General features: G+C 61.9%; 10 protein-coding genes. 5 read left to right on the forward strand and 5 right to left on the reverse strand.

From position 1 onward, the window contains the following. The first annotated feature begins 76 nt into the window (after nucleotides 1–76). The gene (locus tag J2J98_RS22675; RefSeq protein WP_207603196.1) at nucleotides 77–2,542 is read left to right on the forward strand and encodes a glycoside hydrolase family 3 C-terminal domain-containing protein; all 2,466 of its coding nucleotides are present in this window, start codon (nucleotides 77–79) and stop codon (nucleotides 2,540–2,542) included. 233 nt (nucleotides 2,543–2,775) lie between these two features. Further along, nucleotides 2,776–3,246 (forward strand): Hsp20 family protein, encoded by a 471-nt coding sequence (locus J2J98_RS22680; protein WP_138394551.1) that lies wholly within the window; start codon nucleotides 2,776–2,778, stop codon nucleotides 3,244–3,246. 249 nt (nucleotides 3,247–3,495) lie between these two features. On the opposite strand, the gene J2J98_RS22685 is transcribed toward J2J98_RS22680, so the two are convergent. Together J2J98_RS22685 and J2J98_RS22690 are read right to left on the reverse strand one after the other, a co-directional pair. After that, the gene (locus J2J98_RS22685; protein ID WP_064712310.1) at nucleotides 3,496–4,032 is read right to left on the reverse strand and encodes an OmpA family protein; all 537 of its coding nucleotides are present in this window, start codon (nucleotides 4,030–4,032) and stop codon (nucleotides 3,496–3,498) included. A 13-nt stretch (nucleotides 4,033–4,045) separates the two neighbouring features. After that, nucleotides 4,046–4,717, reverse strand: coding sequence for a L,D-transpeptidase (locus J2J98_RS22690; RefSeq protein ID WP_064708503.1), 672 nt, complete (start codon nucleotides 4,715–4,717; stop codon nucleotides 4,046–4,048). Between the two features lie 478 nt (nucleotides 4,718–5,195). On the opposite strand from J2J98_RS22690, the gene J2J98_RS22695 reads away from it, so the two are divergent. Continuing rightward, nucleotides 5,196–7,370: a TonB-dependent siderophore receptor gene (locus J2J98_RS22695; RefSeq protein ID WP_207603197.1), complete on the forward strand. Its 2,175-nt coding sequence runs from the start codon at nucleotides 5,196–5,198 to the stop codon at nucleotides 7,368–7,370. A 4-nt stretch (nucleotides 7,371–7,374) separates the two neighbouring features. Next, a complete protein-coding gene (fhuF, locus tag J2J98_RS22700; protein ID WP_207603198.1) occupies nucleotides 7,375–8,160 on the forward strand; it encodes a siderophore-iron reductase FhuF in 786 nt (261 codons plus the stop codon). 22 nt (nucleotides 8,161–8,182) lie between these two features. Here the strand turns inward: fhuF and J2J98_RS22705 are convergent, their stop codons facing one another. Beyond that, the gene (locus J2J98_RS22705; RefSeq protein WP_207603199.1) at nucleotides 8,183–9,085 is read right to left on the reverse strand and encodes a helix-turn-helix transcriptional regulator; all 903 of its coding nucleotides are present in this window, start codon (nucleotides 9,083–9,085) and stop codon (nucleotides 8,183–8,185) included. Between the two features lie 94 nt (nucleotides 9,086–9,179). Between J2J98_RS22705 and J2J98_RS22710 the strand changes: the two genes are divergently transcribed. Then, nucleotides 9,180–9,929 (forward strand): SDR family oxidoreductase, encoded by a 750-nt coding sequence (locus J2J98_RS22710; RefSeq protein WP_207603200.1) that lies wholly within the window; start codon nucleotides 9,180–9,182, stop codon nucleotides 9,927–9,929. 68 nt (nucleotides 9,930–9,997) lie between these two features. Here J2J98_RS22710 and fhuB read toward each other — a convergent pair whose 3' ends face one another. Then, entirely contained in the window at nucleotides 9,998–11,965 is a 1,968-nt protein-coding gene (gene fhuB / locus J2J98_RS22715; RefSeq protein ID WP_207603201.1) for a Fe(3+)-hydroxamate ABC transporter permease FhuB, read from the reverse strand. Further along, nucleotides 11,962–12,795 carry an iron-siderophore ABC transporter substrate-binding protein gene (locus tag J2J98_RS22720; RefSeq protein WP_207603519.1) on the reverse strand — a complete coding sequence of 278 codons (834 nt, stop codon included), beginning with the start codon at nucleotides 12,793–12,795 and terminating at the stop codon, nucleotides 11,962–11,964. Before J2J98_RS22720 ends, fhuB begins: the two co-directional genes overlap by 4 nt. Nucleotides 12,796–12,799 lie beyond the last annotated feature (4 nt).

Raw genomic sequence — 12,799 nt, forward strand, 5'->3', positions numbered from 1 at the left:
AATCGGTAGGTTTAATGATGGAAGTGACCATGGTGGGTCCGTCCGAAACGTCTGACTTCACTCAAGGGAGGTTCGCATGATCGATTCCATACTCGACAAGATGACTCTCGAGGAGCAGGTCGCCCTTCTATCAGGCGCCGATTTCTGGACGACTGTTCCCATCGAGCGCTTAGGCGTGCCGAAGATCAAGGTGACGGACGGACCGAATGGAGCGCGTGGTGCGGGCTCGCTGGTTGCCGGCGTCAAGGCGACCTGCTTTCCTGTCGGCATTGCACTCGGCGCCACCTGGAATCCCGATCTCGTCAAGCAGATGGGCGTGGCGCTGGCGCGCCAAGCAAAGAGCAAGGGTGCCGCCGTGCTGCTCGCACCGACGGTGAACATCCATCGCTCCGGGCTCAACGGCCGAAATTTCGAATGTTATTCCGAAGATCCGATGCTGACAGCCGAGCTGGCCGTCGCCTATATCGCGGGCGTGCAAGGCGAGGGGGTCGCAGCGACGATCAAGCATTTCGCCGGCAATGAATCGGAGATCGAGCGGCAGACAATGTCTTCCGACATCGACGAGCGGACACTGCGCGAAATCTATCTGCCGCCCTTCGAGCAGGCCGTCCGCCGCGCCGGCGTCCTGGCCGTCATGTCCTCCTATAACCGCTTGAACGGCACCTATACGAGCGAACACCATTGGCTGCTGACCAAGGTGCTGCGCCAGGAATGGGGCTTCGACGGCATCGTCATGTCCGATTGGTTCGGCTCGCACTCCACCGCCGAGACGATCAATGCCGGCCTCGATCTTGAAATGCCGGGGCCGGCGCGCGATCGCGGCGAGAAACTCGTTGCCGCCGTGCATGAGGGCAAGGTCGAGGCTGCGACGGTGAGGGCGGCGGCGCGGCGGATCCTGCTGCTGCTCGAGCGAGTCGGCGCGTTCGAGGGTGCACCGGATCTCACGGAGCGGGCAATCGATCTGCCGGAAGACCGGGCGCTGATCCGGCGTCTCGGCGCCGAAGGCGCGGTCCTCCTCAAGAATGACGGCATCCTGCCGCTTGCCAAGACCTCGCTCGACCGGATCGCCGTCATTGGGCCGAATGCCGCGAGCGCCCGTGTCATGGGCGGCGGCAGCGCGCAGATCGCGGCGCATTATACGGTGAGCCCGCTCGAAGGCATTCGCGCTGCTCTTTCCAATGCCAACAGCATCAGCCACGCCGTCGGATGCCGCCACAACCGCCTGATCGACGTGTTCAAGGGTAAGATCAAGGTCGAATATTTCACGGGGCGCGGCTGCAAGGGCGATCCCCTTCACGTCGAGACCGTCGACAAGGGCGAGTTCTTCTGGTTCGAGTTGCCGGCCGGCGAACTCGATCCGGCCGATTTCTCGGCCCGGATGACGATGCAGTTCGCGCCGGAGGAGAGCGGCGAACATGTTTTCGGCATGACCAATGCCGGCCTTGCGCGGCTCTTTGTCGATCGCCGGTTGACGGTCGAAGGCCATGACGGTTGGACGCGCGGCGAGAATTATTTCGGCACCGCCAATGACGAACAGCGGGGCACGATGACCCTCGAAGCCGGCCGGTCCTATGAGGTCATCGTCGAGTATGAGCCGTCCACGGCGAGCGAGGAGGGCATCAATCTCATTGCCGTCCGGTTCGGCGTCGAAAAACCGCTCGGCGAGGCCGATATCGAGGGCGCCGTCGAAACGGCCCGTAATGCCGATGTGGCGCTTGTCTTCGTCGGCCGCGATGGGGAGTGGGACACGGAAGGGCTTGATCTGCCCGACATGCGGCTGCCGGGCCGGCAGGAGGAACTGATCGAGAAGGCTGCTGCTGCCAACGCCAACACCGTGGTCGTGCTGCAGACCGGCGGTCCCATCGAGATGCCCTGGCTCGGCAAGGTCCGCGCCGTCCTGCAGATGTGGTATCCCGGCCAGGAACTCGGCAACGCCGTCGCCGACGTGTTGTTCGGCGATGTCGAGCCCGGCGGCCGCCTGCCGCAAACCTTCCCGAAGGTGCTGACCGACAATTCCGCCATCACGGGCGATCCCGCCGTCTATCCCGGCAAGGACGGGCATGTGCGCTATGCCGAAGGCATCTTCGTCGGCTACCGCCATCACGATACGCGCGAAATCGAACCTCTCTTCCCCTTCGGCTTCGGCCTCGGCTATACGAGTTTCCGCTGGAGCGAACCGCAGCTCTCGGCCCGACAAATGGGTCCCGAAGGCATAACCGTCAGCGTCGACGTCACCAATACAGGCGACCGTCCCGGCTCGGAGCTGGTCCAGCTCTATGTGCGCTCGCCGAGAACGAAAGTGGAACGGCCGGACAAGGAACTGCGCGCCTTCGCAAAGCTCTCGCTGCAACCGGGCGAAACCGGCACGGCCGTCATGAAGATTATGCCGCGCGATTTGGCCTACTTCGATATCGAGGTCGGCGCCTTCCGGGCCGAACCGGGTGGTTATCAGCTGGTTCTGGCGGCAAATGCCGCGGACATAAGATCCGTGATCGACCTGCCGTCGCCAGCCGGTTACGTGCTGCCGCCGTCTCCCGCATGATACTTGTGGAAATGGCCGGCGTCAGTCGAATTAGGTGAATGAAAACAGCGCACAAAAGGCTTTCCAGCCTGTCGGATAAAGCAGCCCAAAATTTTTGGACTCTCCTCTTGAATCGAAAATCGTGCGAAACCAGATCATTTCCGTCGGCAGCGCAAAAGCGGGCCGATGATCAGAGCGGAGACGCAGGTTTCCGACGCGTCTCCACCCCATGTTGCTTTACGGAGGATATGGCTATGAGAAACGAACTTGACTTCGCCCCCCTTTATCGGTCCAGCATCGGCTTCGACCGTGTCTTCAATCTCCTGAACAATGCGCAGCGCCTGCAGGCGATCGATTCCTGGCCGCCCTATGACATCGTCAAGACGGGCGAAGACGACTATCGCATTCAGATGGCGGTCGCCGGTTTCGCCGAAGGCGACCTCGACATCACCCAGGAGCGGAATGTCCTTCTGGTGAAGGGGCAGAAGGCGGAAGGGCAGGAAGGCGAATATCTGCATCGCGGCATCGCCGGGCGCGCATTTGAACGCCGCTTCGAACTCGCCGATCACGTCAGGGTCGAGAATGCCTCGCTGACGAATGGTATTCTCTCGATTGCGCTGAAGCGTGAAGTTCCCGAGGCCATGAAACCGCGCAAGATCGCCATCGGAGAGGGCTCCTTTCAGCAGGCGCCTCTTCAGATTGAAGCCGAGCGTCAGGTGGCTTAAGGAGAGCTTCTCCATGAAGTCCCGGATAAAGCCGTTCATCGTTGAGATCAGGAAACGACGCGGAAGCAGCGCGAAAAGTGCGGATAAGCATCTATTTTCGAAGTCGCTAGGCAAGCTCCGAAGCGTGACCGCGGTCTCTGAAGCGCGGTCCTGAACAGGGCCTTCACGTGAACAAGGGCCTGCGCCGTATGGCCGGCCCTTGCCCGGCTTTTGTTGCAGGCCCTGAAAAGACGCAGGCCCACCCTGCAATCAGACCGCATCTGGCTGGGTGCGCAGATTGGTGACGACGCGCCGGTTCTGCACCTTGCAGGAGCGCTCTGTGCAGTCGCGGACTTCGCGGTCATTGCCGTAGCCCTTGGCCCACATTCGCTTGGGGTCTACGCCTTTCGAGGCAAGATAGGCCATCGCCGCATCGGCACGTTTCTGTGAGAGCGTCTGCATTTGGGAGGCGGAACCGGAATCGTCTGCAAACCCTTGCAGCTTGAGCAGCCAGGTTGGGTTCTGGTTGAGCCATGCCGCCTGGTTATCCAAGGTTGCCATGGCGACGGAATCGAGCGCGGCGGAGTCCTGCTTGAAGTAGATCCGTCGGCCGACATTGAGAATGAAATCCTCCTCGCTGCCAGCCGCGACGTTCTCGAAACCGGGCGCGGGGTCGTTGGTCTGACCGGTCATCGGCACAGCAGCCGGCTCTTCCAGGGAGGCGACCTCGGTGGTCGAGCAGGCGGCGAGCGCCAAGAGCATGGCCGCGCCGACAAGGCGCTTCGTATAGCCTGTTATAGCAGACATCGGGGTGATTTCCTCATTCGACCGGGGTTGCCTGGCTCAGCTCCGCATTGCCCGCCTGGTCGGCAATATGCGGCAGAACCTGTACAGCAGTGCCAATGGGGCAGCGCTGGTAAAGATCGATGGCGTCTTCGTTGAACATGCGGATACAGCCGCTGGAGGCATCCTTGCCGATGCTCCATGGCTCCAGTGTGCCGTGGAACCTATAGCCGGTGTCGACGCCGTCGCGATGCAGATACATGGCGCGGGGGCCGAGCGGATTCTTCGGTGAGCCACCCGCGACGAACTCCGGCAGTTCGGGATGGCGCTTGCGCATTTCCGGCGGCGGCGTCCAGCGTGGCCAAAGCGATTTAGCGTCGATCGTGGCGCGACCGAACCATTTAAAGCCCTCGCGGCCGACCCCCACGCCGTAGCGGATGGCGGTCTTGTTCTCCATGATCAGGTAGAGAAAATGATGCCTTGTATCGACGACAACGGTGCCGATCGGCTCGCTGCTGAAATATTTGACCACCTGGCGGTGCCACCGCTTGTCGATCTTCGCGAAATTGGTGCTGCGAAATGTCACGCCGCTGTCGACGGCCGTGCCACCGAAATAAGAAGATGCCGCCGCGACTGCCGGTTTTCGGACGGCGCCGGTCCCAAGCAACGCCAATCCACCAAGCACAATACTCCTGCGAGTCCACACCATCGGCCAATTTCCCCCTCAAAGCCAACAAGCGAGTGGCAGTAAACCAGATTTTTTATCTGCCTCAACAGAAAACTCTACTCCTTGCCATGATTGATATCGAATTGGGGTATCCCAAGGCCGCGTTGTTTCGTTCGTTACTTCGAGTTGAATAAGGTTATACCGCGCTCCGCGATGGATAGGAAACGCGACCTACCCGGTCGAAAAGCCATGGACAGTTCCACTGACGATCTCGTCTGCAGGCACTCAAACTCTGATAGCTGACCCGTCCCGACCTCACTCGCAGAAGTTCCGTGCGCCTGCTCTTGGATTGGACCACGTCCTTCGGGACTTTCCAGTATCGAGGCAGCGTGCAACCTGTTCGGGAATAGCGTACACGGACAGATGATCGGATAAAGATGACAAAAACAATCATATTATGTTGACAAGGTCAATTTCGCTCCATAGGTTCCGCCCGCATCCGTGACGCAGGGACCAAGCAATGCCGCGTGTTTTTTTGAACGTTTCTAATAATCTACCAGAAATTTATAGAGAGACCTTATTTGCCTCGACAGCGATCTTCCTGATCGGCGTTGCCATATCGCCGGCCTTTGCCCAGAGCGCCTCCGCAGATGCCAACGCGACTGCGCTGGAACCGATCGTCATTCAAGGTGCATCCTCAGATAGCAAGACCGACCGAACATCAGTCACGGCCAAGAACAGCTCGGGCGCGACCAAGATCAGCACCCCGCTGGTCGAGACACCGCGTTCGATCTCGGTGACGACGGAGAAGGAAATCGAGCAACGCGGCGCACAGACCGTCATCGAGGCGGTGCGTTATACGGCCGGCGTGACGACGGGGCCGAACGGCTTCGATCCGCGTTTCGACCAGATTTACATTCGCGGCTTCAACGTCACGACGGTCGGGGACTTTCGTGACGGACTGCGCCAACCCTACATCAACTACGGGATGTTCCGCACCGATCCCTATCAGCTGCAGCGCGTCGAGGTGATCAAGGGCCCGGTTTCCGTTCTCTATGGTGCGGGATCGCCGGGCGGCCTCGTCAACAAGATATCGAAGCTTCCGACCGAGGAGCCGATCCGCGAAGTCGGCATTAGCTACGGCACCGAGGACCGGCTGCAGGGAATGTTCGATTTCGGCGGGCCGATCAGCGAAAGCAACGACGATTTCCTTTATCGCATCGTTGGCCTCGCCCGCCGCGGCGATACTAATTTCGACATTGCCGACGACCGCTACTTCCTCGCGCCGTCCTTCAGCTGGAAGCCTGACGAGGGCACGACTTTCACGGTATACGGTCTGGCGCAATCGGACGAAACCGACTCCAACGTCGGAGCGATCACGACCTTGGACGGCAAGATCCACGAGCTCAGGGCGAGCGATCCCGACTACGACTACCAGAAGGTCAAGCAGCAGCAGGTCGGTTATCAGTTCGAGCATGAATTCGACAACGGGCTGACCTTCCGGCAGAACCTGCGATACTCGCATCTCGATTTGGAGGCCCGCTATCTCGGCGTTACCGGCTGGAGCGGAACCGTCGCGCATCGTGGCACCAATGCGATCCGGGACGAAATGAACGTTTTCCAGATCGACAATCAGCTCGAGGCGAAGTTCGATACAGGCCCGCTTGCCCATACGATGCTGTTCGGGCTCGACTACACCAATCTTCAGTCGAGCTTCGGATATGGCGCCGGAGCCGCCGATCCGGCGTTCGACTTCGATATCGCCAACCCGACTTATGGAGTCTCGGGCGCTACGCCGGACTATAGTATCTTGGCTTCCGTTGCCGACATGCGGCAGGTCGGCATTTACGCCATGGACCAGATCGAGGCCGGAAACTGGCGCTTCAACCTCGGCGGCCGGCAGACCTGGGTGAACCAGACGCGCGATGCGACCTTGCCCACGGTCAGCTCGGAGGAAGTCGACAAGAACGCCTTCTCCTGGCAAGCCGGGGCGCTCTACCTCTTCGACAACGGCGTTGCTCCCTTCGTCTCATATGCCACCTCGTTCGATCCGGTGAACAATCGCTCGCAATCCGGCAAGATCCTGGCGCCGACAGAGGGTGAACAATACGAGCTCGGTGTGAAATACCAGCCGCCCGGCTCCGACATTCTCCTGTCGGCCGTTGCCTATCACATCGTCGAAAAGAACAAGCCGGTACTGGTCGATCCGGTGATGTTTGCTTATGGCTCGATCGGCGAAGTAACCGGAAAGGGCATCGAACTTGAAGCCCGGGCGGCGGTAGCCGATGGCTGGGATCTTATTGCGGCCTACACTTACAACCAGTCGGAAGTGACGGGAGGCGGTGTAAACGAGGGCAATACGCCAGCCTTGACGCCCTCGCATGTCGCAAGCCTCTGGGCCAACTATACCTTCCAGGAAACCAATCCTTTCCATGGTCTGTCAGTAGGCGCGGGCGTCCGTTATGTTAGCGAGAACTGGACGGATACGGCCAATACGTCGAAGAACCCCTCGAGCTTCTACATCGACGCGTCCGCCGCTTATGATTTCGGCGCGGTCGACAAGAAATACGAAGGCCTGACGGCGGCCTTCAATATCCGCAACATTGCCGATGAGCGGGACACCGTCTGCAACGAGGGCTTCTGCTATCTCGGCCAGGGCCGCAACATGACCGCAACTCTGAAGTATCGGTGGTAACGGCATGGCGGTGGAGATGAACGGGGCGGTCTCTCGCTCTTCGATCGCCGATCATCCTGTCGCCCGCCAGGCGGTCGGCCTCGATGGCCTGGTTGGTGATGGTCCGTTTTCTTATTGCCGCGGCAAGCTGCTGGCTTCTCCGCCACCAACCGGGATCATCGTTCTCTGCAGCGAGCTCGGCGACCGGGACATCTTTGACGGCATCATCGCTCGCTATGGGCAAAAATTTCCGGGCAGCGATCGCCGCGCGATCGTCTCCATGTGGACGCTCTATTATTTCAGCATGCTGACGATCGCTCCGAGCGTCCACATGTTCGTGAACCGCATCGCCTTGCCAATGGAGATCAACCAACTGTCTTTCGTCTGTAATGAGCAGACCGGCGAACCGGAAGCATTCGTGCTGTCTGGCATGCCCGAACCGACCACCGACCCAGCCGGTGAGCTTCACCGGCTGATGCTCGGCCATGCCGAGCCCGTCATCGCCGCGATCGCCGCTAATGCCGGCGTCGCGCCGAAGCTTCTCTGGAACAATGTCGCGGCCTACCTCTCCTGGATTCTCAAAGAGATCGCTCATCGCCACGAGCCCGCCCTCGTCGAGGGCGGCATGACGCTGCTCGATGATGCGCACTGGCCGGGCGGCGCGCGCAATCCGATGTTCGGCATGATCCGCACCGCACGCCAGCAATGCGGGCTCGAATTCGCCCGCCGCAAAGTCTGCTGCCTGCGCTATAACCTGCCGGGTGTCGGCGGTTGCGGCGAAGCCTGCCCCCTGCCCGACGGACGCCACTAAGGCATAATGCGACCGCCGCAACTCAGGCGGTTTTTGCCAGTTCGGCATATCTCGACGGAGGCATTCCGACGAAGCGGGTAAATGCCGTGCTGAACGCGCTTGCGGAACCATAGCCGACCCGCTCCGCGATTTCCTGAATTCCGAGATCTCTATGCCTTAACAGGTTCTTGGCGAGCGCCATCCGCCAGGAAATCAGATATTCCATCGGCGCCATGCCGACGACGCGGCGAAAGCGGTTGAAGAATGCAGACCGTGACAGTGCGGCTGCCTCGGCAAGCTGTTCCACCGTCCACTCTCTGGCTGGATTTTCATGCAATCGACGGATGGCGAAGACGAGACGTCCGTCGTTCAGACCTCGCAGGATTCCGACCGAGGCCGTCTCTTCGCCGGTCGAGCGCAGCGCCTCGACAAGCAGCACTTCCAGGAGCCGGGCAAGGATCATGTTTCTTCCTGGCCGCTCGGTCCGGGCTTCGTCCGTCAGTAGCTGGACGATAGCGGAAAGCCGCTGATCGTTGCTGATGTGGACGAGGCGCGGCAGCAAGGAGACCAGCAGGGCGGCATCAGGCGAACCGAAGGCGAAGTGACCGACGAGCAGTCGCGCATTCGCAACTCCTTCGGGCTCGCCGTGCCGTGTCTCATCAGGAAATACCGTGACAGTGAGGGGGTCGATTTCAGCGGATGGTCCGCTGTCGAGGCTCGACATCGTGAATGAAGAGGCGGCCGGGATCAGCATGAAGTCTCCCTGGCGGAGAATGATGTGATCGTCCTTGGTGCTCAGCAGGCAGGCACCTTCCATGACCACGCAGTAAAAGGGTTGCCCCGTCTCGTGGCGTTCAACGCGCCAGGTTCCCGCTCCGCTGACAACCTTCGAAAGGTGCGCCGCCGGCTGCAATAGTGTGACTATCTCCGCCAAGGGGTCGCTCATCGATACTCCTGATAACGAAATTCGGACATTGCATCATAGGCAGTATCGATGGTCGCCGTCTATATCTAGGCGGTCAGCATAATAGGAGACAGAGATGAAAACCGTTCTCATTACAGGGTGCTCGTCGGGATTTGGCGCTGAGATCGCCAGGTTCTTCTGGGGCAAGGGCTGGAAGGTGGTCGCCACCATGCGCGCACCGCGCGAAGACATTCTACCACCATCGGAGAACCTCAAGATCATCGCGCTTGACGTGAGAAGCCCTGAAAGCATCCGAGCTGCGCTTGATGTGGCCGGTCCGGTGGACGTCTTGGTGAACAACGCCGGCATCGGCTGGCTCAACGCGGTCGAGGGGACGCCGATGGATATTGTCCGCGATATTTTCGAGACGAATACGCTCGGCACAATCGCCATGACGCAAGCGGTCCTGCCGCAGATGCGGGAGAGGCAGGAGGGGGTCATCGTCAATATCACGTCGAGCGTGACGCTGAAGCCGCTTCCGCTCCTCTCGGTCTATACGGCCAGCAAGGCAGCGGTGAATGCCTTTTCCGAGTCCGTTGCGCTCGAGCTCGAGCCGTTCAATGTGCGCGTGAGGATCGTTCTTCCAGGGCGGGCGCCGGATACGCGGTTCAGTGAAACCGCACGGACGCGAATGCAAAAGCAGAGCGGCTTCCCCGAGGCTTACTCCTCCGTCGTCTCGGACGTGTTCGCGTCTTGGGAGCAGCAGCCCGAAACTGCCTTGACCAAGCCCTCCGCTGTCGTCGAGGCCGTGTGGCGCGCCGCGAAGGATCCGTCCTCTCCGATACGCATTCCCGCAGGAGCCGATGCCGAGGCATTGGCCGGCTGACCGGACGCGAAGCCGCATGGCTCAAAACGGCTTCACGGATACTTGTCTCGAGGGGCGGGGGGCGCCTCTCACGGTCGCCGGCGCAGAACAATCAACAGCATCGGGGCTCCCACAAGAGCCGAAATCAAACCGGCGGGGACCTGATAGGGGAAGGCGATCATGCGGCCGGCCCAATCGGCGATGACGAGCAGGATCGCTCCGATGAGGGCGGCGGCGAGGAGTTGGATGGAGGGCCGGCGGAGGCCGAGCCCATGGGCGAGGTGCGGCGCCATCAACCCGATGAAGCTCAAGGGGCCGACCACAAGTGTGGCCGCTGCCGTCATGATCGCCGAGAGCCCGAACAGTACCGCTCGGGCGGGGGCGATCCTGAGGCCGAGTTCGCTCGCCGTCTCCGGTCCGAGTTGTAGGAGGGCGAGCCATCGGCTGGCGAGAAAGGCCGCCACGAGGCAGGCAAGGGCGATCGAGAGGGCGCTCACGGCAACCGTGTTGTCGACAAAATAGGTCGAGCCCGCCATCCAGCGGATAAGCGCCAGGCCGCGGGGGTCGCCGCCTGCGGCAAGGACGCCGATGCCCGCGTCAAGGATCGCGCCGAAGGCAATGCCGGCGAGCAGCACGCGGTTCGGGCCAAAGCCGGAATGGGCGCTCAAGAGGAAGATCAGCAGCAGCACGCCAAGCGCGCCGCCGCCGGCAAAGGCAAGCTGAACCGTCAGCCCCGGCGCGGCGAAGGCGAACATGGCGGCGGCGACGCCGAGCGTCGCCCCAGCCGACACGCCGAGAACCTCGGGGCTCGCCATTTCGTTTCCGGTCAGCCGCTGCAGAATGAGGCCTGTCACGCCGAGCACGGTTCCGGCGCCGAAAGCCGCGGCGACGCGCGGCAGGCGAAGGGGAAGGATTTCCTCCCACGAGGTGGCCGGAAGCCAAGCCCAGGCACCGTCGGTGGCGCGCCCGAAAAAGATCGCCGCAATCGCTAATGCGACGACGGAGAGAAGAAGCAGGGCAAGCGATGCCGCCGCCCTGTTGCCGAACACGAGCCGCGGCGAGGCCATGCCGGGCAGCGCCCGCGAGGCCGTCGCAAGCCGCGGCAGGAGCGCGATGAGGATCGGCCCGCCGAGCAGTGCGGTCACCGCTCCCGTTGGGACGAAATCGCCGGGAGCAAGAAGCTTGATCGCCTCGTCGGTCAGGAGGAGAAGGCCGGCACCTGCGATGGGCGACCAGATCAACTGGCTGAGGGCGCGTGTTGCGCCGGCCAGCCGAACGATCTGCGGGGCGACCAGCCCGATGAAACCGATGACGCCGACGGCGCTGGTGACGAGAGCGCTCAGCGCAATCGCGATCGCCATGATCAAGCCGCGCGCCCATTTGATCGGCAGGCCGAGGCTCGTCGCTCCGGCATCGCCGAGCTGGCTGAGCGCCAGCGGTCTGGTGGCGATAAGGGCAAGAGCGGCGAGCAGCGCCACCTTAGGCAGCAGCGAGGTCGGGATCGACCAGCTTTGCTGCGACAGCGATCCTGCTCCCCAGATGAAAATCCCCGAGAGATATTGATCGTTCATGAGAATGAGGATGGCCGCCGCCGCCCCGCACCAGAGGCCGATGATCATGCCCGACAGGATGAGGGAAAAGGGCGAGAAGCCGTGCCGGGCGCTGATCGAAAAAATCGCCAAGGCGGCAGCCGCACTTCCGCCGAGCGCGACCGCGTCGCGGCCCCATCCCGTGAGGGAGGGAAAGGCGAGCATGACGGATACCAGCGCCAGATTGGCGCCGGCCGAAACGCCGAGCGTCGTCGGCGAGGCCAGCGGATTGCGCAGCACCTGCTGCAGGATCGTTCCCGAAAGTGCGAGGGCGGCTCCCGCGATCAGGGCCGTGGCCATGCGCGGAAGCGTCGAATAGAGAAGGAGAAGGTGCTGCGCGTCGTAACTGCCTCTCGCCTCCAGATGCGGCAGCGCCGGTCGGAGATCAAGGGCGGCCAGGCTGAGGCCAGAAAACAGCAGCAGCACCGCAAGTGCGGGCGCGCCAAAGCGGGAAGATTGCGCTTTCATCGGGCGGCAGTCTCCAGAACATCGACCATTATGGTCGAAAAGCGCAGAGCCTCCTGGACCATCCCAAACATCAGGACGCCTGGCACGACCGAGATCCGCTGCCGCCGGACGAAGGGAAGGCTGGTCCAGAGCGGGCTTTCTGAAAGGCGGGTCAGGACATCGGGCGGCAGCAGCGGCGACACGACGACGAGATGGGCCTCCTCATCGAGTTCGGCGAGCTGTTCCAGGCCGATTGTTTGAAATCCCCAATAGCTGGCCTCCCCTTTCCAGGCATTCTCGAGGCCGATGCGTCTCATGGCGCCGCCGTAAAGGCCGGGGCCGCCATAGATGCGCGCATGCCTCTGGTCGATGAAGTTGATAACGGCGACAGGAGGCGCGGACAGGCTCTCCACCCGCTCGCGCAGCCGGCCGAACGTAACGTCGGCGCTGGCGAGAAATGCCTCCGCTTCCTGCCTCCGCCCGATCATGGCGCCGAGACGCAGCGTCTCGGCGTAGGCGCGGCCGAGCGCCTCGCCGTTTTCGGCATAGACCGTGAAAGTCTCCACGGGCGCGATGCGAAACAGCTTTTCATCGAGCGCCGCAAGGAAGGGCGTGCTGAGGATGAGCGATGGCCGGAGGCTGGTGAGGACTTCGAGATTGATCTCCGACGTGGTGCCGATGTCGACGACGCCTTGCGGCATGGTCGGCTCGACGACCCATTCCGACCAGTTCCGCAGCGAGGCGATGGCACGCGGCACGCTGCCGAGCGCCAGCATCGTCGATGCCAACCCGTAATCGAGCGACACGACGCCACTATCGCCTGCGCGCGTGATAGTGGGTGCGCCCGTTATCGCC

Origin of the sequence: Rhizobium bangladeshense (assembly GCF_017357245.1) — a bacterium.
GTDB lineage: Bacteria > Pseudomonadota > Alphaproteobacteria > Rhizobiales > Rhizobiaceae > Rhizobium > Rhizobium bangladeshense.